This window comes from Kribbella sp. NPDC003557 (genome assembly GCF_040610805.1).
Lineage (GTDB): Bacteria > Actinomycetota > Actinomycetes > Propionibacteriales > Kribbellaceae > Kribbella.
In genome coordinates this window covers 633,581-654,324 of sequence record NZ_JBEXMY010000005.1, presented here as the reverse complement: position 1 = coordinate 654,324, position 20,744 = coordinate 633,581, and the positions used below count along the sequence as shown (strand labels likewise).

The 20,744-nt window shown below is 71.0% G+C and carries 19 protein-coding genes; 15 read left to right on the top strand and 4 right to left on the bottom strand.

Features of this window, described 5'->3' with window-relative positions; translation table 11 throughout:
* The first annotated feature begins 295 nt into the window (after positions 1-295).
* The 4 genes from ABZW60_RS23695 to ABZW60_RS23680 are packed head-to-tail and all read left to right on the top strand — an operon-like array spanning position 296 to position 3,001.
* Positions 296-979 (top strand): DUF6504 family protein, encoded by a 684-nt coding sequence (locus ABZW60_RS23695; protein ID WP_355480129.1) that lies wholly within the window; start codon positions 296-298, stop codon positions 977-979.
* A complete protein-coding gene (locus ABZW60_RS23690) occupies positions 976-1,449 on the top strand; it encodes an SAV_6107 family HEPN domain-containing protein (RefSeq protein WP_355480127.1) in 474 nt (157 codons plus the stop codon). The genes ABZW60_RS23695 and ABZW60_RS23690 overlap by 4 nt, the downstream gene beginning before the upstream one ends.
* A 36-nt stretch (positions 1,450-1,485) precedes the next feature.
* A complete protein-coding gene (locus tag ABZW60_RS23685) occupies positions 1,486-1,734 on the top strand; it encodes a hypothetical protein (RefSeq protein WP_355480126.1) in 249 nt (82 codons plus the stop codon).
* Positions 1,735-1,786: 52 nt separating this feature from the next.
* A complete protein-coding gene (locus ABZW60_RS23680; RefSeq protein ID WP_355480124.1) occupies positions 1,787-3,001 on the top strand; it encodes a DUF480 domain-containing protein in 1,215 nt (404 codons plus the stop codon).
* Between the two features lie 85 nt (positions 3,002-3,086).
* On the opposite strand, the gene ABZW60_RS23675 is transcribed toward ABZW60_RS23680, so the two are convergent.
* Positions 3,087-3,446 (bottom strand): cupin domain-containing protein, encoded by a 360-nt coding sequence (locus ABZW60_RS23675; protein ID WP_355480122.1) that lies wholly within the window; start codon positions 3,444-3,446, stop codon positions 3,087-3,089.
* A gap of 174 nt (positions 3,447-3,620) precedes the next feature.
* Between ABZW60_RS23675 and ABZW60_RS23670 the strand changes: the two genes are divergently transcribed.
* From ABZW60_RS23670 to ABZW60_RS23660, 3 genes are all read left to right on the top strand, one after another.
* On the top strand, positions 3,621-4,367 hold the full coding sequence (locus ABZW60_RS23670; RefSeq protein ID WP_355480120.1) for a methyltransferase domain-containing protein: 747 nt from the start codon (positions 3,621-3,623) through the stop codon (positions 4,365-4,367).
* Positions 4,368-4,597: 230 nt separating this feature from the next.
* Complete coding sequence (locus tag ABZW60_RS23665) at positions 4,598-4,999, top strand: DUF3040 domain-containing protein (protein WP_355480119.1); 402 nt, start codon at positions 4,598-4,600, stop codon at positions 4,997-4,999.
* A 106-nt stretch (positions 5,000-5,105) separates the two neighbouring features.
* Positions 5,106-5,540, top strand: coding sequence for a GNAT family N-acetyltransferase (locus ABZW60_RS23660; RefSeq protein ID WP_355480117.1), 435 nt, complete (start codon positions 5,106-5,108; stop codon positions 5,538-5,540).
* 9 nt (positions 5,541-5,549) lie between these two features.
* On the opposite strand, the gene ABZW60_RS23655 is transcribed toward ABZW60_RS23660, so the two are convergent.
* The 3 genes from ABZW60_RS23655 to ABZW60_RS23645 are packed head-to-tail and all read right to left on the bottom strand — an operon-like array spanning position 5,550 to position 10,105.
* Positions 5,550-7,913 (bottom strand): DUF3488 and transglutaminase-like domain-containing protein, encoded by a 2,364-nt coding sequence (locus ABZW60_RS23655; protein WP_355480115.1) that lies wholly within the window; start codon positions 7,911-7,913, stop codon positions 5,550-5,552.
* Positions 7,910-9,196: a DUF58 domain-containing protein gene (locus ABZW60_RS23650; protein WP_355480113.1), complete on the bottom strand. Its 1,287-nt coding sequence runs from the start codon at positions 9,194-9,196 to the stop codon at positions 7,910-7,912. Before ABZW60_RS23650 ends, ABZW60_RS23655 begins: the two co-directional genes overlap by 4 nt.
* A 3-nt stretch (positions 9,197-9,199) precedes the next feature.
* A complete protein-coding gene (locus tag ABZW60_RS23645) occupies positions 9,200-10,105 on the bottom strand; it encodes an AAA family ATPase (protein ID WP_355480506.1) in 906 nt (301 codons plus the stop codon).
* 600 nt (positions 10,106-10,705) lie between these two features.
* On the opposite strand from ABZW60_RS23645, the gene mraZ reads away from it, so the two are divergent.
* The 8 genes from mraZ to murD all read left to right on the top strand — a co-directional run bounded on the left by mraZ (position 10,706) and on the right by murD (position 20,732).
* The gene (gene mraZ, locus ABZW60_RS23640; protein WP_355480111.1) at positions 10,706-11,137 is read left to right on the top strand and encodes a division/cell wall cluster transcriptional repressor MraZ; all 432 of its coding nucleotides are present in this window, start codon (positions 10,706-10,708) and stop codon (positions 11,135-11,137) included.
* A gap of 230 nt (positions 11,138-11,367) precedes the next feature.
* Positions 11,368-12,333 (top strand): 16S rRNA (cytosine(1402)-N(4))-methyltransferase RsmH, encoded by a 966-nt coding sequence (rsmH, locus tag ABZW60_RS23635; protein ID WP_355480109.1) that lies wholly within the window; start codon positions 11,368-11,370, stop codon positions 12,331-12,333.
* Positions 12,333-12,986, top strand: a complete 654-nt coding sequence (locus tag ABZW60_RS23630; RefSeq protein WP_355480107.1) for a hypothetical protein — start codon at positions 12,333-12,335, stop codon at positions 12,984-12,986. Before rsmH ends, ABZW60_RS23630 begins: the two co-directional genes overlap by 1 nt.
* Before the next feature lie 202 nt (positions 12,987-13,188).
* Positions 13,189-15,225, top strand: a complete 2,037-nt coding sequence (locus ABZW60_RS23625; RefSeq protein ID WP_355480105.1) for a penicillin-binding protein 2 — start codon at positions 13,189-13,191, stop codon at positions 15,223-15,225.
* A gap of 137 nt (positions 15,226-15,362) precedes the next feature.
* A complete protein-coding gene (locus ABZW60_RS23620) occupies positions 15,363-16,832 on the top strand; it encodes a UDP-N-acetylmuramoyl-L-alanyl-D-glutamate--2,6-diaminopimelate ligase (protein WP_355480504.1) in 1,470 nt (489 codons plus the stop codon).
* Positions 16,829-18,220 carry a UDP-N-acetylmuramoyl-tripeptide--D-alanyl-D-alanine ligase gene (gene murF / locus ABZW60_RS23615; protein ID WP_355480103.1) on the top strand — a complete coding sequence of 464 codons (1,392 nt, stop codon included), beginning with the start codon at positions 16,829-16,831 and terminating at the stop codon, positions 18,218-18,220. Before ABZW60_RS23620 ends, murF begins: the two co-directional genes overlap by 4 nt.
* Positions 18,217-19,299, top strand: a complete 1,083-nt coding sequence (mraY, locus tag ABZW60_RS23610; RefSeq protein WP_355480101.1) for a phospho-N-acetylmuramoyl-pentapeptide-transferase — start codon at positions 18,217-18,219, stop codon at positions 19,297-19,299. The genes murF and mraY overlap by 4 nt, the downstream gene beginning before the upstream one ends.
* Positions 19,296-20,732 carry a UDP-N-acetylmuramoyl-L-alanine--D-glutamate ligase gene (murD, locus tag ABZW60_RS23605; protein ID WP_355480099.1) on the top strand — a complete coding sequence of 479 codons (1,437 nt, stop codon included), beginning with the start codon at positions 19,296-19,298 and terminating at the stop codon, positions 20,730-20,732. Before mraY ends, murD begins: the two co-directional genes overlap by 4 nt.
* Positions 20,733-20,744: the final 12 nt, after the last annotated feature.

Genomic DNA, 20,744 nt, shown 5'->3' with positions numbered 1-20,744 from the left:
GCGCCCGGAAGCCGCCGCGAACGGCGCGCCGGGCTTACGGAACGTTGACGACTGTCGGCGGGCGGCGATACTCTTCCCTTGTTCGAACAGATGTTCGATTACCTCGGGCCCGGTTTCGTCGGGAGGCCGGACCGGGGTGGACCGGACAGCTGGACGGCTCCGGTGCGGAGTTGCGGCCGCATCGGAATCCGGTGGTCCCGGCGGGCCGGGCACCGGGGTGGTCCTCGACCCCCACCCCGTGCCCACCCGCCGGGCCGCCGACTCGGGGCCGGCGGTGATCAGGAGGCGATGGGACATGTGGGAGTTCGACGACGCCGTCGAGGTGCACTCGGTCGCGGTGGACGGTGTGCAGGTCCCCGACCAGTTCCTCTGGCGCGGCCGGCTGTGGCGGGTCCGCGCGGTCAGGTCCCAGTGGACCGAGACCGCCGCCTGGTGGGAGCGAGGCGTCATCGGCACCGGCGACACCCACGACCCACTGGCCACCCGCACCGACCCCACCGGCACGACCTACGCCTACGACGCCCGCGCCGACCGCACCTTCGACCGGACCGACTCGCACACCGACCGCCGGGGCGACCGGCGGGGCGCGGGGGCTGATTCGTTGGCGCGGATCGACGCGGCGACCGTCGCCGAGGCTTGCTCGGCGGCGCGCGCCGCGTCGCGTCCGGCCCGGACGCACACAGCCGGCGTGGCAGCGGCGGCCAACCCCCGCTCGCGCCCCGCTGCCACGCTTCCCGCCCCCGCGCTCTCCACCCCGCTGTCCGGCTCCCCGTCCGGCCCTCTGCCGGGCGCTCTGTCGGGCACGCTGTCCGCCGCCACCCCGGCGGCCGTCGGGGTGCTGGATGCGGACTGGGGACCGGAGCGCTCGGTCTTCCGGGTGGAAGCCGGCTGCGGGCGGTCCGGCCGGCAGGAGATGTTCGACCTCGCCCACGACCCGCACTCGGGCCGTTGGCAATTGGAAAGGGTGACCGACCGATGACTGTTTCACCGGTGTCGCCGGCCGCGGCCGGCGCGGCCGGCCGAGAGCTGTCCCGTGCCCGCGCCGCCCTGGCCGAGGCGACCGAGACCAACGACCACCTGATCCGCTACTCGAGCGCCCACGTCGCGGCGCTCCGGGTCGCGGCCGCGGTGCTCGCCGTCCGCGCCCGCCCGGTCCGCTCGGGCAGCCGCCGGCGGGTCCAGCGCAACGCCTGGGTGCTGCTCGCCGAGGTCGCGCCCGAGTTCGGCGAGTGGGCCACGTTCTTCGCCGCCGGCGCCGCCCAGCGCGCCGCCGCCGAGGCCGGGCTGGAGCGCGCCGTCACCACTCGCGAGGCGGACGACCTGATCCGCGCCGTCGAGACCTTCTACACCCAGGTGGAAGCCAGCCTGCGGCTGTCCACCACCCCGGTGCTCACCGCGACCACCGACCCGCAGTCCGTCCTGACCCAGTCCTGGATGCGAGCCAGCTGAGGCGCGCATCCGCCCAGCGTTGAGGAGATCCCGACCGTGACCGAACCCTCCAGAGGACTCGGCAAGGACCTGTGCGGGCGTGTTCACGCCCTCACCGGCGTCGAGTGCTACCTGCCGGACACCCACTACCCACGTCCGCACCAGGCGCTGTCCGGCGACTCCTGGCACGACGGCCTGTGCACCCAGTGCGCCGGCTCCGGCCTCCAGACCGACATCCTCTGCCCGGCGTGCAACGGCACCGCCTTCGAGCCGCTGACCCTGCCCGACACCTACCAACCCGGCTGAGCCGACCGAAAGGTGTTCATCGGTCGGCCGGGAAGCGTTTAGGGTCGGCGGGGTGAGTGGACTTCCGGTGTTGGATGTCGAGGAGCAGCGGGTTCTCGGGAGCCTGCTGGAGAAGCAGGTCACGGTGCCGGCGTCGTACCCGTTGACCGCGAACGCCCTGCGCACGGCGTGCAACCAGACCAGCAACCGGGATCCGGTCGTCGACTACGACCAGGGCACGGTGGAGCGAACCGCGCGGGCCCTGCGGGACCGGGAGCTGCTGCGGATCGTCTGGGCGGATGTCGGGCGGCGGACGCTGAAGTACCACCAGATCCTCGACGAGAAGCTCGAGCTCGCTGAGGACGAGCGGGCGCTCATCACCGTGCTGCTGCTCCGCGGGGCACAAGCGCCGGGCGAGTTGCGGACGCGGACCGAGCGGCTGCACGCGTTCGGGGACCGCGGCGACGTCGAGGCCTGCCTGCAACGGATGGCGGCGCGGCCCGACCCGCTGGTCCGGGAGCTGGAGCGGCGCGTCGGGCAGCACGACCGCCGCTGGATCCACCTGCTCGGCCCGGTGCCCGAGGCGGAGGCAACCGTCGCCGTCGAGAGCGTCGACCGTGACACGGTGATCGCCGAAGGAGCCGACGAGCGTGACGCCCGGGTGCGGTCGGCCTATGACGCCGTCGCGGCGACGTACGCCGACGAGTTGCTCGACGAGCTGGACGCGTTGCCGTTCGAGCGGTGGCTGCTCGACCGGGTGGTTGCCCACGCCAACGGTCGCCCGGTGGTGGAGGTCGGCACCGGTCCGGGCCACGTCACGGCGTACCTGGCCGACCGGGGCGCGGAGGCCACCGGCATCGACCTCGCGCCCGAGATGATCGCCGAGGCCCGCCGCCGGTTCCCGCACCTGACGTTCGAGGTCGGCGACCTGCGCCGGCTCGGCCGTCCGCCGGCGAGCTCCGGCTGGGCCGCGGTCCTCGGCTGGTACTCGCTCATCCACCTGGCCGCGTCGGAGCTGCCCGGCGCGATCGCCGCCCTGACCCGTCCGCTCGACCCCGGCGGCTGGCTGGTTCTCGCGCTGCACGCCGGTGAGGAGGTCCGGCACGTCGACGAGCTGCTCGGGCACGAGGTCAGCCTCGACTACGTCCTCCACGACCCGGCGTACGTCGTCGGCGCGGTCGAAGCCGCAGGCCTCACCGACACCGAGTGGTACCTGCGCGGCCCCCTGACAGGGCGCGCCGAAACCACCCGGCGTCTGTACGTCATCGGCCGGGCGCCCTCGCAGTAGAGCGCCGACGCCCTCGCAGTGCAGTGCCGGGTCCCGGTGAGGCCGCAACCCCTCCGGTGCTGCCTCAGCCGGACCGGCCGCCGGTTCAGGCCTTGGCGTACGTCTCCGCGGCCAGCGACTCGAACTCCAGGCCGACCGCCGGCTCGTCGCCGACCACCCAGGCGTCGTGCCCCGGCTCGATGACGTAGGCGCTGCCCGGCGCCAACCGCGCCTTGCTCCCGTCGTCGTGGACGATCTCCACCTCGCCGGAGAGCAGGGTGCCGACGTGGCGGACCTGGCACGAGTCGCCGCCGGTGACCGGACGGATGCAGTCGGACCAGCGCCAGCCCGGCTGGATGGTGATCCGGGCGACGCTGGCGCCGGGCAGATTCACGACGTCGACGCTCGTCTTGTCCGGTGTACGTCGCTCGTCGGGCTCGTCGAAGGACTTGCTGAAGATGGCCATGATCCCTCCCTGGTGATCGCATCTCCCCTTGTCACGAGAGTGCGCCGATCGCCGCCGCGGCGACAGATGCCAGGACTTATCGAACGCTTACGCCGGGCGGGGGCCGGACCGCGTGTCCGGTGGAAGTAGGGTGTGGCGCGGTGGGGTGGCGATGGGGGACCGGCTGGAGGGTTGATGGTGGATCGGCGGCGGCGCGGCGTACGGACGGCGTTGGTGGGCGAGGCGCTGCGCGTTGCGTTGGCGGGACGTGAGCGGACCGATCCCGGCGCCGGCCTGGACATCGTCGACCTCGGCGGCGGCACCGGCGGCTTCGCGGTTCCGCTGGCGGTCGAGGGACACCGGGTGACGGTGGTCGACCCGAGCCCGGACGCGCTGGCCTCACTCGAGCGCCGCGCCCGGGACGAAGGCGTGAGCGAGCTCGTCCGCGGCGTCCAGGGCGACGCGGCGGAGCTGCCCGGGCTGGCGGGGGAGTCGAGCGCCGACGCCGTCCTGTGCCACGGGGTGCTCGAGGTCGTCGACGACCCGGTCCAGGCGTTGCAGGCGATGGCCTCGGTGCTGCGCGAGGGCGGCGTACTGAGCCTGCTGGTTGCCCAGCGCAACGCCGTCGTGCTGGCGCGGGCGCTGGCCGGTCATCTGGCCGAGGCGCGGATCGCGCTGCAGGACCCGGACGGCCGCTGGGGCGCGACCGACCCGATGCCGCGGCGGTTCGACGAGGCCGGGATCACCGGGCAGCTGGCGGACGCCGGCTTCCTGGTCCACACGGTGCACGGCGTCCGGACCTTCGCCGACCTGGTGCCGTCCGCGTTCGTCGACTCCGAGCCGGGCGCGGCCGATTCGCTGGCCGAGCTGGAGCGCGCGGCCAGCCGGCACCCGGCGTTCCGCGCGCTGGCGACGCAGCTGCACATCCTCGCCACCCGCTGATCCCTGCGACGGAGGGTGACCAGAGCGCTACCTCCGGCACGCCTGGGCGGACGCTTGCTGTGAACCGGCTGTGAGCGACACGCCGAAGGACACGGGTTTGGGACCCTCCTGGCCGGGGCAGTTGCGGGACCGTGACGCGCTGGACAGCCGGTCAGGGTTTCGTGTGACGCGGGCGCGGCCTAGACTGGAGGCGGCCTATCGAGATCGCGCTCATCATGGAGGGATCGACGGTGCCCCTCTCGGAAGAAGAGCAGCGCCAGTTCGAGCAGCTCGAACGTGCCCTTGCTGCGGAAGACCCGAAGTTCGTTTCCGCCATGCGTGGGACCAATGTGCGCTTGTACTACAAGCGCCGGGCAGTGCTTGCCGGCGTTGGATTCGTGCTGGGCATCGCGGTGCTGATGACCGGTGCGATCATTCCCAACACCATCATCGGAGTGATCGGCTTCGTGATGATGGTGGCTTGCCTGTACATCGCGGCGCTGAGTATGAAGCGGATCAGCAACGCGGGGGAGTCCGACGACATCCCGCCGCCGCCGCCGACGAAGCGGCACCGGACCAAGCACGACTCGTCCGGCAGCTTCATGGAGCGCATGGAAGACCGCTGGCGGCGCCGCCGCGACGAGGATCTCTGACCGCTCCGAGCGCATCTCGACGTTCTCGAGACTTTTCGGCCGCACCCGTGCCCTGGTGGGACGGGTGCGGCCCTTTCTAGGCCCTCTGGCGTGACACCGTTCGTCCATGCTCACCATCGGACGCCTGGAAGACACTGACCGTGCCGTTTGGCAGACCCTGTTCGCCGGCTACAACGAGTTCTACGGCCGCACGATGCCGGACGAGTTCTTCGAGCAGGCGTGGACCAGGTTCCGGCACGACGAGGAGATCCACGCGCTCGGCGCCCGCCTGGACGGGCAACTGGCCGGCATCGTGCACTTCCTGACGCACGCGAGTACGACGGCGCCTGACTCCTGCTACCTGCAAGACCTGTTCACGGCGCCGGAGGCCCGCGGCCGGGGCGTGGCGCGGGCCCTCATCGACGCCGTCACCGACTGGGCCCGCGAACGTGCGTGCGGACGCGTGTACTGGTCCACGCACGAGTCGAACGCGACCGCCCGCCGGCTCTACGACCAGGTGGCCGAGAACCGGGGCTTCATCCTCTATCAGATCTCGCTGTAGGGCGGGTCGTCAGTTCGTGCGCGGTCGCTTCGGGAGGATCAGCGACCGCAGCCGGGCCAGGAGCAGGTCGAACTCGTCGAGCAGGTCGGACGCCTCGGTCGTACCCCGGCTCAGGTACCAGCGCCACGAAGGCGGCAGCAACCGCGCCCGCCAACGCCGGCGGAGCCGGGCCTGGGACCAGAGCGCCTTGCGTACGGCGGCCGCGTCGTCGCGCAGGTCCAGCTCGCGATGCGCGTCCCCGGCGTACCGCAGCGCCTCGATCCCGCGGGCCAGCCGGCGCGCGGCGTCGTGGGTGTCGCCGGGAAGCTTGGACACCAGCCACTGACCGGCCTGCCGCGGCGTCGCGATGTCGGACCAGTCCAGGCCCAGGTCACGTGACGTGTCCCGGATCTCGGCCCACAGCCCTTCGGCCGCGGCGCGTCCCGGTGGCCGCAGGAAGCGCCGGCGCCGGGTCAGCGTCCGGATCAGCCAGGGGACGCAGAGCAGCAGGACGGCGCCCAGGCCGCCGGCGATCGCCTTGCCGCCGCCGTTGGTGAACCAGTTGCCGGAGTCAACGATCACGGTGCCGCTGTCGTTCGGCAGGTTCGGGTCGTTGCGCGGCCGGGTGGCCCCGGGGGTCTCCCGGTCGCCCGGCGTGGTCGGCACGTTGGTCGGCGCGGTCGTCGGGTTGGTCGGGTTCGCGTTCGCGGCGATCGTCCAGCCCGGCGTGGCCGCGACCCGGGCGGACGGCGTCGGCTCGAACCGGACCCAGCCGATGCCCTGGAAGTACAGCTCCGGCCACGCGTGCATGTCGTGCATCCTGACCGTGTACTCGCCGTCCTTGCCGGACGACCCGGGCAGGAAGCCGATGCCGACCCGCGACGGGATCCCGATGATCCGGGCCATCAGGGCCATCCCGGTGGCGAACTGCTCGCAGTACCCTTCCTTGTTCGTCAGCAGGAAGTCCTCGAGGGCCGCCATCCCGCTGCCCTTGGCGTTCTGCGTGCTGTAGGTGAAGCCGCCGCCGCTGCGGAACCAGTTCTGGATCAGCACGGCCGCCTCGAACTTGTTGTCCTTGGCCGTGGCGGTGATCTCGTACGTCTTCTGCTTGATGTCGTTCGGCGTCCGCTGCGGCACGACCGACGTGTACTGGTCGGGTGCGCTGGCGGTGATCGCGTCGTGCAGCTGCTCCGGGCTCGGCTGCACGTCGTACGACGTCAGCTTGTACTTCTTGCCGCCGACGATCGACCCGTTCGACGAGACCACGTCCAGCGAGCCGGCGTCGTAGCGCCAGTCGCGCTTCAGCGAGATCGAGCGCAGCGGGTACGGGACCGGGGCGAACTGGGAGCGGAACGTGCGGGTGACGTCGATCTCCATCGAGGTCTGCTGCACCTTCGACAGGTCGCCGGAATAGCCGGGCGGCGCGGACAGGTCACCGCCGTTCAGCTTCTGTCCGGGGGACCGCGGCGCGATCCGCCAGGTGTTGCCGTCGAACAGGTCGAGCGCGGTCAGCCGCAGGTACGTGCCGCCGGCCGGGCCGCCCTTGTACGTGAGCGCCACGACGTTGTCGCCGCGCTTGAGGTTCTTGCCCATGTCGAGCATCGGGTCGGTCGACGAGATGCTCGCCCCGATCCCGCTGCCGGTGCCGCCGCCGGCCAGGCCGTTGCCGATGACACCTTCCGGCAACGTCGGCAGCAACGCGGGCAGCAGCGCGGCGATCGCGACGACGGTCAGCCCGATCCGCCGGCCGGCCTGCCCGAGCGCCGACGCCTCGACGGGCTCGGCCGCGTCGAGGTGCGAGACACCCGAGATTCGGCGGCCCCAGCGGCTGAGGCGGCTGCGACCCTCGGCGGACAGCAGCAGGATGTACCCGATCGCGGGCGGGATGAACAGCAGCCACGGCAGTCCGCCGTGCACGGTCGCGGCCGGCACCGTGTACATGATCAGCAGCAGCAACCCGGACCACGCGGCCTGCCGCAGTTGCACGGCGATGACGTGGATCAGGAAGCCGGCCGCCGAGATCACCGACACCGCGAACAGCGTCAGATGCGAGTCCTGCGGCAGGGGTGCGCTGAACCGGTTGATCGAGTCCATCGCGTCGACCAGCTGCGCGTTGAACTCGAGCGCGGTCGCCTTCAGCGGCAGCAGCCCGAACTTCATCGTGTCGTGCAGGAAGAACAGCGACAGCAGCTCGATCAGCACCACCAGCTGGACGATCGGTACGACGATCCGCGGGGCGCGCAGGTTCTGCAGGAGGACGCCGACACCCGTCATCAGCGCGCACAGGAACGCGCTGATGAACAGGAACGGCCCCGAGAACACCGGCGTGAGGACCATCGCCCCCAGCACGGTCGCGCCCCAAGCGGCAAGCGAGATCCTGGCGTGTCCGGTCATGCGATTCGTCCGCTCCGTAGTCCCAGTCCGGACCACACGGTCGGGAGATGGTCGCCGCGGCGGACCCTGGCGACCCGCCAGCCGTTGCGGCGCAGCTCGTTCTCGGTGGCGTCCGTGGCGGCGGTCAGGCGGGCCGCCTTCTCGGTCGCCTCGGCGCCGACCGCCCAGCTCGCGGCGTCCAGCACCAGTGCGACACCGGTCGCCTGGCTGGTCCGCCACCGGTTCAGGGCGGTGACGTCCTCGCTGCCGCAGGCACCGACGATCGCGATCACGAGGCTCGGATCCTGTGCGTGCCGGTCGACCGTCAGCAACGGAGCGAGCTCGGCGTACTTGTGCTCCTCGACGGTCGCGCACTCGGTCAGCAGCTGCTGCTGCGTGAGCGGCTGGTGCACCGCCGCGGACGTCCGGTGCGTGATCGCCGACAGCGTGGTCGGCCCGCCGAGCATGGTGGTGACGTAGCCGCGCCGCATCCGGTCGATGCCGATCGACGCGGCCGCGCTGACCGCCCACTCCAGGCTGGACGACGGTCCGTGCCCGTGGTGCGAGATCGTCCGCGCGTCCAGGAACAACGCGCACCGGCTCTGCCAGGGCTGCTCCTCGCGGCGGACCATCAGCTCGCCGCGGCGCGCGGTCGACCGCCAGTGCACCCGGCGCAGGTCGTCGCCGTCGCGGTACTCGCGAACGGTCGCGTCCTCCTCGCCGGCGGCCGCGATCGCCCGCGGCCGGTTCTCACCCGAACCGGCGCGGTCCGCGCCGAGCCGGATCTCCGGCAGCTTGTAGACCCGCGGCGTGACCAGCAGGTGCTGGCTGCGGGTGAACGTGCGGCTGGTCTCCACCAGCCCGAACGGGTCGGCCACGGTCAGCATCAACGGGCCGACCTGGAACAGTCCGCGCACGTCGGACTTGACCGGGTAGGTGACGGTCCGGCGCCAGTTCGGGCTGACCCGGTCGACCACGAACCGCGGGCGGTGGCCCAGTACATAAGGAATACGGTCCTCGAGCAGCAGCAGCCCTGCGGGCATCCGGCCCTGGTTGCTCAGCGCCAGCTCGACGGTCGCCTGCGTCCCGACCGGGACCTGGTCCGGCGCGAGGCTGCGCCGCACCTGGAGGCGCAGCCGGGTCCGGCCGACGACGAGCGCCGCCACGATCGGCAGCGCGGCCAGCAGGATGCCGACGCGCAGCAGGTCCTTCTGGCCGAGCAGGAGGGCGCACAGCGAAGCCGTCAGACCGGCCGCGACGAACGCCCGCCCCCTGGTGGTCAGTCCGCGCAGTGCCTGCCGCATGGCTCAGTCCCGGCGGGTGCGGGGGAGCGGCACGCTCGCCACCAGACCGGAGATGATGTCGGCCGCACCGCGCCCACCGAGATGCGCTTCGGCCGCCGGCAGCACGCGGTGCGCGAGTACCGGCACCGCGAGCTCCTGGATGTCGTCCGGCAGCACGAACTCACGCGAGTCCAGTGCGGCCGCGGCACGCGCCGCACGGATCAGGTGCAGCGTCGACCGCGGGCTCGCGCCGAGCCGGAGCTCCTGCGAGCGGCGGGTCGCGCCGACCAGCGCCACGGCGTACTCCTTCACCGACTCCGACACGTGCACCGACTGCACCGTCTTCACCAGCCGGAGGATCTGCTGGCCGTCGGTGACCGGCTGCAGACTCTGCAGCGGGTCGTCGGCCGCGTGGCCGTCCAACATCCGCAGCTCGGCGGCCGGCTCCGGGTAGCCCATCGACACCCGCGCCATGAACCGGTCGCGTTGCGCTTCCGGCAGCGGGTACGTGCCTTCCATCTCGATCGGGTTCTGCGTCGCGATCACCATGAACGGCGCCTCGAGCTGGTACGTCGTGGTGTCGACGGTGACCTGACGCTCCTCCATCGACTCCAGCAACGCGGCCTGCGTCTTCGGCGAGGCGCGGTTGATCTCGTCGCCGACGACGATGTTCGCGAACACCGCGCCGGGCTTGAACTCGAAGTCGCGGATCTCCTGGTTGAAGACCGAGACACCGGTGATGTCGGACGGCAGCAGGTCCGGCGTGAACTGGATCCGTCGCACGCTGCAGTCGATCGACTTCGCCAGCGCCTTGGCCAGCATCGTCTTGCCGACGCCCGGCACGTCCTCGATCAGCAGATGTCCCTCGGCCAGCAGAACCGTGACGGCGACCTCGACGACGTCGGACTTGCCCTCGATCACCTGTTCCATGGCCCGCCGGACTCGGCCCGCCACCTCGGACAGCTCGTCGAAGTCCCCGGCTCCTGCCAGCGGCGAGCTGGTCGCGGTGCTGCTCACTCTGTGTCCTCCCCATTCGTTGACTGCCGACACATTCTGTCCCGCGGCAGGGGTCGGGCCTAGAGTCGCGGGAGTTTCGTTACCTGGCGTTTCGGTGTCCATCGGCGCACGCCCTCACGGCGGGGTCGGAAAAGTCTTCCCCCCAGCGTACGGGCGGTGAAAGCAGTGTGCGGGGCGTACGACGCTGCCAGCCACTGCCTGGTTCACGGTTCCGGGCCGCGAAGAGTTCACCGGCGGCTCCTCCACTTTCCTCCACCGCGTCCTCCACTTCGCTCCACACCGTCCTCCACTTCGCTCCACAGCCGCTTGAAAGCGCCTCGAACAGGCGGGTCGCGGCAACGGTTGAGGCGGCAGCGACACGCGGGCGCTGAGCGTGAATTCAGGCGGCACAGGGGTGGATCGGGGCGGAAGTTGGTTGACGGTGGTGGAAAGTGGAGTAAGGTGGAGCGCAGTGGAACTGAAGTGGTGGAATCACTCGCCTGAGTCGGAGAGTCCGCAACGGGGAGGTGGAGCGTGTTCCTCGGAACTCACTTCCCCAAGCTCGACGACAAGGGACGGCTGTTCCTGCCGGCGAAGTTCCGCGACGAGCTCGCCGACGGCCTGGTGATCACCCGTGGACAGGAGCGATCGCTGTCCGTGTGGCCGGAGCGTGAGTTCGTCCAGCTGACCGAGCAGTTGAAGCAGGCCCCGATCACCAACAAAGGTGCGCGGGACTACCTCCGGATGTTGTTCGCCGGCGCCTCCAACGAGATGCCGGACAAGCAGGGCCGGGTCACCCTCCCGCCGATGCTGCGCGACTATGCGTCACTGGATCGCGACTGCGTCGTCATCGGGGCGATGAATCGGGTGGAGATCTGGAACACGGAGAACTGGAACCGGTACTCCGCGGAGCAGGAGCAGGCGTTCGCCGACCTGTCCGAGGAAGTACTGCCCGGGATCTTCTGAACTTCAAGCTGAACAGTGTGCGAGGACTGGAACACACCGACCGTCCGGTGAGATCACGGGTCCGACTTCCGACCTGGAGTGTTGGCGTCACTTCCCCGGCGCCAAGACCAGCAGGTACTTCCCCGGAAGGCGTACCCGCGATCTGACCGGACGGTGCTGTCTCCGGCCCGTCTACGCACCACATGACCTGCGGGGGCAGGGTCGTCCCCGCGGCGACGGGAAGGGTCGAGATGGACGCTGCGGAGCGGCATGTGCCGGTGATGCTGGAGCGCGTCGTCGCGCTGCTGGCGCCGGCGCTCGCGCGTCCCGGCGCCGTCGTCGTCGACGCGACCCTCGGCCTCGGCGGTCATTCCGAGGCGTTCCTGCGGCAGTTCCCCGAGGTCCGGCTGATCGGCCTCGACCGGGACCCGAACGCGTTGCGGCTGGCCGGCGAGCGACTCGCGCCGTACCAGGAGCGGATCACCCTCGTGCACGCGGTGTACGACGAGTTGCCGCGGGTGCTGGCCGAGCTCGACGTCCCGGCGATCGACGGCATCCTGTTCGACCTCGGCGTCTCGTCGATGCAGCTGGACGAGGCCGGCCGCGGGTTCGCGTACGCGCAGGACGCGCCGCTGGACATGCGGATGGACCCGACCGGCCCGACCACGGCCGCCGACATCCTCAACACCTACAGCGCGGCCGACCTGGCCCGGATCCTGTTCCAGTACGGCGAGGAGAAGTTCGCCCGCCGGATCGCGGACCGGATCGTGCGCGAGCGGGAGACCGAGCCGTTCACGAACAGCGCGCGGCTGTCCGAGCTGGTCCGCAACGCGATCCCGCAGGCGGCTCGGCGGACCGGCGGTCACCCGGCGAAGCGGACCTTCCAGGCGTTGCGGATCGAGGTGAACGGGGAGCTCGAGGTGCTGCGTCGCGCACTGCCCGCCGCGCTCGGGGCGCTCGCGCTGCACGGCCGGATCGTGGTGATGAGCTACCACTCGCTGGAGGACCGGATCACCAAGCAGGCGTTCGCGCCGGGCACGAAGTCCGACGTACCGGACGACCTGCCGGTGATCCCGGCGGGGCACGAACCGTATCTGAAGCTACTGACCCGGGGCGCCGAACGGCCGACCGAGGAGGAGGTCGCGGTGAACCCGCGCGCCGCCTCTGCGCGCGTGCGGGCGGCCGAGCGGATCCGGGAGAGGGGACTGGTGGCCTGATGAGTACTGTCTTCAGCCCGCAGAAGGCGCGGGTGACTCCGGTCGCCGGTGGCACAGCCAAGAAGGCGCAGCCGCGGCTGCGGGTGGTGTACGGCGCGCCCTTCCGGCCGCCGCGGATGCCGTTCGTCATCTTCGTGGTGTCGCTGCTGGCCGCCGGACTGGTCGGTCTGCTGCTGCTGAACACGGAGCTGCAGAGTGGGACGTTCAACATCACCAAGTTGAGCTCGCAGGCCGACCAGCTCCGTGACCAGCAGGAACAGCTGGAGAAGCAGGTCCGGACGCTGGAGTCGCCGCAGAACCTGTCCGACCGCGCGCTGCGGATGGGCATGGTGCCGAACCCGAACCCGGTGTTCCTGCGGCTGTCCGACGGCCGGGTGCTCGGCGTACCGGCCGAGGGCAAGGCCGGCGCCGGTACGGCGATGTTCGGGCCGGGGACGCCGAGCGGTCAGGTGACCGCGAAGCCGCCGGTGAAGCCGGTCACGCCGGTCAAGCCGGTGACGCCGGTGAAGCCGTCGGCCGGCACCACCAAGCCGGGGACCACGAAGCCCGGCACCACGAAGCCGCCCACGACCGCGACGAAGCCGCCGGCCGGCACCACCAAGCCGCCGGCCACGACCACGACGAAGAAGCCCGCCACGACCACACGGGGATGATCGGATGACGGACCGACGGGGAAACGAGCCGCCACCACGCAAGCGTGGTGCCGCATCGGGGAGGGACAACCCACCCCGCAAGGCTCAACCCCGTCGTCCGTCAACTACGGACAGTGGTCGCCCCGAATCCACCCGCGAACGCCTCCTCCGCAAGGCACGCGAGGAGCAAGAACGCGCGCGGGCGGCGGCTGCCCCACGTCCGGTGAAGAAGGCCGCGGCGAAGCGACCTGCGGCCGGTACGTCGAGCCCTCGTCAGCAGGCTCCCACAAAGGGCACCGCGAAGAAGACCACAACGGGCACCGCACAGGGCGCGGCGAAGAAGTCCACGAAGGGCGTCGCGAAGAAGACCGCGAAGCGGCCGGTGAAGAAGACCGCGGCCGCGCGCAAGCGGCCGCCGCAGAATCGGCCTCGGCCGCGGCCGAAGAAGCGGCGGGTGAAGAAGCCGCCGCGGATGTTGCGGCTGGGGCGGCCGGCGTTGCGGTTGCGGATGACGTTCGGGGTGATGGCGTTCGTGCTGTCGCTGTTCGCCGGGCGGCTCGTGCTGCTCCAGGGGGTGGACCCGGACAGCTACGCGCAGGCGGCGACCAAGGAGAACGCCCGCTCGTACACGCTGCACGCCAACCGCGGCACCATCACGGACCGCAACGGCGTCGAACTCGCGGTCACCGAGGACGCGGTGGCGATCACCGCGGACCCGCAGCAGACCAAGCCGGTCGCCCAGCAACTGGCCGCGATCCTGGCGCCGAAGCTCCCCGGGACGACGGCCGCGAAGCTCGTCACCGAGCTGTCCGGCACCGGCCGCTACACCCTCCTCGCACACCAGGTCAGCCCGACCGTGTGGAGTGCGATCCAGGCGGAGATCAAGGCCGCGAACGTGCCCATCGCCGAGCAGAACAAGGGCAAGCCGAAGGAGCAGCAGGCGCCGCTGCTGGCCGGCCTGTACACCGAGGAAGACCCGATCCGCAGCCACCCGAACAGCAGCATCGCGGCCACCCTCGTCGGTGTCACCGGTGCCGACGGCAAGGGCCAGTCCGGCCTCGAGTACAGCCTGAACGACAAGCTGTCCGGCAAGGACGGCCAGGCCATGTACGAGGTCGATGCCAAGGGCAACAAGATCCCGAACGCGAACCACACCGTGCAGGAGCCGAAGCCCGGTCTCGGCGTCCAGCTGACCCTGGACACCGACCTGCAGTACTTCGCCGAGAAGCGGATCGAGAAGGCGGTGCGGGACTACCAGGCCAGCTCCGGCACGGTGGTCGTGATGGACGTGAAGTCCGGCGAGCTGATGGCGATGGCGAACTACCCGACGTTCGACCCGAACAAGAAGGGTTACTCCCCGAAGGACCTGAACAACCCGGCCCTGGAGCGCAGCTACGAGCCCGGCAGCGTGCAGAAGGTGGTCACCATGGCCGCCCTGGCCGACGCCGGGATCATCGACCTGAACACCAAGCTGAAGGTCCCCGGCAGCATCGAGGTGCAGCGCCGGACCATCAAGGACCACTGGTCGCACGACACGATGAACCTGACCATCTCCGGCGTGATCGCGAAGTCGTCGAACGTCGGCACGATCATGGCCGCGCAGAAAATGCCGATCGCGCGGTTCGTGAAGTACCTGCACGACTTCGGGTTCGGCGAGCCGACCGGCCTGAACTTCCCGGGCGAGACCAAGGGCCGGCTGGCGCCGGGCGACGAGTGGCCGGAGATCACCCGCTCGAACGTCGCGTTCGGCCAGGGACTGTCGGTGAACGCGGTGCAGGAGGCCGCGGCGGTGAACGCGGTCGCCAACGGCGGCGTGTACGTGCCGCCGAAGGTGGTCCGCAACTACGTCGACGCGAACGGCAACCAGATCCCGAACCAGACCGCGGCGCCGCGCCGGGTGGTGAGCGAGAAGGCCGCCGAGGAGGTCACCACGATGATGGAGGCGGTGACCGCGAAGAAGGGCACCGCGCCGCAGGCCGCGATCGACGGCTACCTGGTGGCCGGCAAGACCGGCACCGCCCAGCAGGTGGTTCCGGGGACCGGCAAGTACGGCAACTGGGCGACTTCTTTCGCCGGATTCGCCCCGGCCGACAACCCACGGTTCGTGACGTACGTCGTACTGCACGATCCCCAGGGTGCCCGGGGTGGTGGTCTCCAAGGAGGACCGGTGTTCCGAGACGTGATGAGCTACGCACTGCAGAAGTACGTCGTGCCGCCGACCGGCGCGGCGCAGCCGAACATCCCGCTGACGTGGAAGTGACGCCCAGCCTGGTGACGCACAGTCCGGTGACGCAGGGTCAGGTAGGAGTCACGGGGCCTGGAGCGGTAGCCTCAGGGCCCGTGTCCACCCCTACCGCCGCCGGCGGCGCGGTCGCAGCGATCAGGCCACGGCACGTCGTGCCGGTGAGCCTCGCCGACCTCGCGAACGTCGCCCACGCACAGTTGCCGGCAACGTCGCCGGCGACCGTGACCGGCGTATCCCTCGACTCGCGTTCCGTCCTTCCCGGCGACCTCTACGCCGCTCTGCCCGGTGCGGTCACGCACGGTGCGGAGTTCGTCGCGAGGGCCCAGCAGGCCGGCGCGGTCGCCGTACTGACCGACCCGGCCGGAGCCGACCGCGCCGCGGCCACGGGCCTGCCGGTGCTGGTCGTCGACAAGCCGCGCAGCGTGCTCGGAGCGGTCGCGTCCCGGGTGTACGGCGAGCCGACCAGTGCGCTGCGGCTGCTCGGCGTGACCGGCACGAACGGGAAGACCACCACCAGTTTCCTGCTGGACTCGGTTCTGCGGGGGCTCGGCCCGACCGCGCTGATCGGGACGATCCAGACGCGCATCGGCGACGAGGTCGTGAAGAGCGTCCGGACCACCCCGGAGGCCACCGACCTGCAGGCACTGTTCGCGGTGATGCGGGAACGGTCCGTGGCGTGGTGCTCGATGGAGGTGTCGAGCCACGCGCTGGCGATGGGCCGCGTCGACGGCGCCCGCTACGCGGTCGCCGGGTTCCTGAACCTCACGCAGGACCACCTGGACTTCCACAAGACGTTCGAGGACTACTTCCAGGCGAAGGCCTCGCTGTTCACCCCGGAGCGGTGCGATGTCGCCGTGGTGACGATCGACGACGAGTACGGTCGCCGGCTCGCGGCGCAGACCGTCGTACCGACGGTCACCGTGTCGACCAAGGGCGACGCCGACTGGACGGTGGCCGGTCTGCACCGCTCGGAGCACGGCACGACGGTGATCGACGTCCAGGGCCCGGGGGAGACGCTGACTGTCGAGATCGCGCTGCCCGGTGACTTCAACGTGGCCAACGCGCTGCTCGCGACCGCGATGCTGCGGCAGGTCGACGTCCCCGCGGAGACGATCGCGGCCGGGCTGCGCACCGCGAGTGTGCCGGGGCGGATGGAGACGTTCACCCGTGCGGACGGCCTGGCGGTGATCGTGGACTACGCGCACACGCCGGACGCGGTCGCGCTGGCGCTGCGGGCCGCGCGGGGTGCGACGAAGGGCCGGCTGTTCGCGGTCGTGGGTTGCGGCGGCGACCGGGATCCGTGGAAGCGGCCCGCGATGGGCGCCGAGGCGGCGAGGGCGGCGGACGTCGTGATCGTCACCGACGACAACCCGCGCAGCGAGGACCCGGCGGCGATCCGTGCCGCCGCGCTGGCCGGCGCGCGGGACGCCGTACCGGACGTGGACCTGCACGAGATCGGTGACCGGCGCCGGGCGATCGCGTCCGCGATCGAGCTGGCCGGCCCGGGCGACACCGTCGTCGTGCTCGGGAAGGGCCATGAGACAGGCCAGGACGTCGGCGGCGTGATCCACCCGTTCGACGACCGCGAAACCGTGCGTGAGTTGCTGGAGGCAGACCGGTGATCCCTGTCAGTTGCGGCGAGATCGCCGACGTCGTCCGCGGGGAGCTCGTGGGCGCCGAGCCCACGGCTGTCGTGGACGGCCCGGTGGTGATCGACTCCCGGGCGGCGGGACCGGGCGGGCTGTTCGTCGCCCTGCCCGGCGAACGCGTCGACGGCCACGACTTCGTCGGTACGGCGACCGCGGCCGGCGTCACCGTCTCGCTCACCACCCGGCCGGTGGACGGCAGCCCGTGCCTCGTCGTCGACGACGCGCAGCGTGCGCTCGCCGACCTGGCCCGGCACGTGATCGCGAAGCTGCCGGACCTGACCGTGATCGGCCTCACCGGCTCGACCGGGAAGACCAGCGCGAAGGACCTGATCGGCCAGGTGATCCGCCCGTACGGCGAGACCGTGGCGCCGGAAGGCTCGTTCAACAACGAGCTCGGGCACCCGCTGACCGCGTTGCAGGCGACCCGGTCGACGAAGTACCTGGTCGCCGAGATGGGGGCGCGGCACACCGGCGACATCAAGTTCCTGAGCGGGATCACACCGCCGGCGGTCGGCCTGGTGCTGAACGTCGGCACCTCGCACATCGGCGAGTTCGGGTCCCAGGACAACATCGCGATCGCGAAGGGCGAGCTGATCGAGGCCGTCGCACCGGGCGGTACGGCGGTGCTCAACGCCGACGACCACCGGGTGGCCGCGATGCGGAGCCGGACCGGGGAGAAGGTGCTGACCTTCGGCGAGGCGCCCGAGGCGGACGTCCGGGCGACGGACGTGAAGCTCGACGGCGAGGGCCGGCCGGCGTTCACGCTGCACATCGGCGGTTTCAGCGGCGCCGTCCAGCTGCAGCTGATCGGCGAGCACCACGTCTCGAACGCGCTCGCCGCCGGGGCCGTCGCGCTGGCGGTCGGGCTGACGCCGGAGCAGATCGCCGACGGCCTGAACGCCGCGCAGCGGGTGTCCGCGGCGCGGATGGAGCTGACCGAGCGCGCCGACGGCGTGACGGTCATCAACGACGCCTTCAACGCGAACCCGGACTCGACCCGCGCCGCGCTGAAGTCACTGGTCGCGATCGGCCGGTCCCGCGGTGCGCGGACCTGGGCGGTGCTCGGCGAGATGCTCGAGCTCGGCGACACCTCGGCCGACGAGCACGACGCGATCGGCCGGCTGGCCGTCCGGCTGGACGTGAACCGGCTGGTCGTGGTCGGCGAGGGCGCCAAGCCGATCCACCTCGGCGCCTCGCTGGAAGGCTCGTGGGGCAACGAGTCCACGTACGTCGCGACCATCCCGGAGGCGCTGCAGCTGCTGCGTGCGGAGCTCCGCGCGGGTGACGTCGTCCTGGTGAAGTCCTCGAAGGCCGCCAAACTGCGCAGCCTCGCCGACGCCCTGCTGGAGGAACAGCAGTGATCTCGATCCTGTTCGGCGGCGCCGTCGCGATGGTGCTGACGCTGCTCGGCACCCGCTACGCGATCAAGTGGCTGGCCCGGCGAGGCTACGGCCAGGAGATCCGCGACGACGGCGTGAAGTCCCACCAGATCAAGCGCGGCACGCCGACCATGGGCGGCTTCGTGTTCATCATCGCGACCATCGTCGGGTACTTCGCGGCGAAGCTGTTCACGATGACACCGCCGAGCGCCTCGGCGATCCTGGTGCTGTTCCTGTTCGCCGGGATGGGCGCGGTCGGGTTCCTGGACGACTTCATCAAGATCTTCCGCCAGCGCAGCCTGGGCCTGCGCAGCAAGGCGAAACTGGCCGGCCAGACGCTGGTCGCGGTGATCTTCGCGGTGCTCGCGCTGCAGTTCCCGGACGAGCGCGGCCAGCGGCCGGCATCGCCGTTCATCTCGTTCATCCGCGACATCGGCTGGCTGGAGCTGCCGGCCATCCTGGTGATCATCTGGATCCTGCTGCTGATCGCCGGCATGTCGAACGGGGTGAACCTCGCCGACGGCCTGGACGGCCTGGCCACCGGCGCGTCGATGATGGTGTTCGGCGCCTACACGCTGATCTGCATCTGGCAGTTCAACCAGAGCTGCGCGACCGCGCAGGGCGTCGGCGCGAAGTGTTACGAGGTCCGCGATCCACACGACCTGGCGGTCGTCGCGGCCTCGCTGACCGGTGCGCTGTTCGGGTTCCTGTGGTGGAACGCGTCACCGGCCAAGATCTTCATGGGCGACACCGGCTCGCTGGGCCTCGGCGGCGCGCTGGCCGGGATGGCCGTGATGACCCGGACCGAGCTGCTGGTGCTGCTGCTCGGCGGTCTGTTCGTCGTCATCACCGCCTCGGTGATCCTGCAGGTCGGCTACTTCAAGATCACCAAACAGGCCACCGGCGTCGGGAAACGGCTGTTCCTGATCGCGCCGCTGCATCACCACTTCGAGATGCTCGGCTGGGAACAGGTGAACGTGGTGATCCGGTTCTGGATCATCCAGGGGCTGTGCGTCGTGATCGGACTCGGGGTCTTCTACGCGGAATGGGTGACCGGATGAGTCTCGAGACCCGTACCTCCGACGGCTGGGCGACCACCCGGTTCGTCGTGCTCGGCTTCGGTACGGCGGGCTACGCCTGCGCCGACTCGCTGATCCAGGCCGGCGCCGAGCACCTCGTCGTCCTCGACGACCGCGACACCGAGGCGCTGCGCGAGAAGGCGCAGATCCTCGAGACGCTCGGCGCCACCATCACGCTCGGCCCGGGCAGTACGGCGGAGCTGCCGAAGGACGTCGACGTCGTCGTCACGTCTCCCGGTGTACCGCCGCACGCGCCGCTGCTCGCGCAGGCCGCCGAGCGGGACGTGCCGATCTGGAGCGAGATCGAGCTGGCCTGGCGGCTGCGCGACCCGGAGCACGCGGCGCCGTGGCTGTGCATCACCGGCACCAACGGCAAGACCACGACCGTGCAGATGCTGACCGCGATCCTGCAGGCGGCCGGGCACCGGGCCGTTGCCGCGGGCAACGTGGGCCTGCCGTTGCTCGAGGCGGTGATGGACCCCGAGCCGTACGACGTGATCGCGGTCGAGCTCTCGTCGTACCAGCTGCACTACACGCACTCGATGTCGGCGCACGCCGCCGCCGTCCTGAACATCGCGCCGGACCATGTCGACTGGCACGGGTCGCTCGAGGCGTACGCGCAGGACAAGGGCCGGATCTACGAGAACTGCCAGGTCGCGTGCGTGTACAACGTCGCGGACCCGGCCACCGAGCACCTCGTCGAGGAAGCCGACGTGATCGAGGGCTGCCGCGCGATCGGGTTCACCCTCGGTACGCCGGGACTGTCGATGCTCGGGCTGGTCGACGACCTGCTCGTCGACCGTGCGTTCGTCGAGCAGCGCCAGACCTCGGCGCTGGAGTTGGCGTCGCTCGACGACGTCACGCCGGCCGCGCCGCACAACGTCGCGAACGCGCTGGCGGCCGCCGCGCTGGCCCGCGCCTTCGGCGTACCGGCGACCGCGGTCCGTGACGGGCTGCGCGGGTTCCGGCCCGACAAGCACCGGATCGCGCACGTCGCGGACGTTGCCGGGGTCAACTATGTGGACGACTCGAAGGCCACCAACCCGCACGCCGCGCAGGCCTCGCTGCTGGCCTACGAGCACGTGGTGTGGATCGCCGGCGGCCAGGCCAAGGGCGCGACGTTCGACGAGCTGGTGATCGCGGCCCGCAAGCGTTTGCGGGCGGTCGTGCTGCTCGGGCAGGACAAGGACGTGATCGCCGAAGCTCTCGAGCGACACGCTCCGGATGTCCCGAGGATCGTCGTCGAGTCAACCGACACTGGTGCCATGGAGATCGTGGTGGGGGAGGCGGCGAAGCTCGCACAGGTGGGTGACACCGTGCTGCTCGCGCCCGGCTGCGCCTCCTGGGACATGTTCGCCAACTACGGAGCCCGTGGGGACGCTTTCGCCGAAGCCGTTCGCTCGCTGGCCGGCTGATCCGGAGGTGAT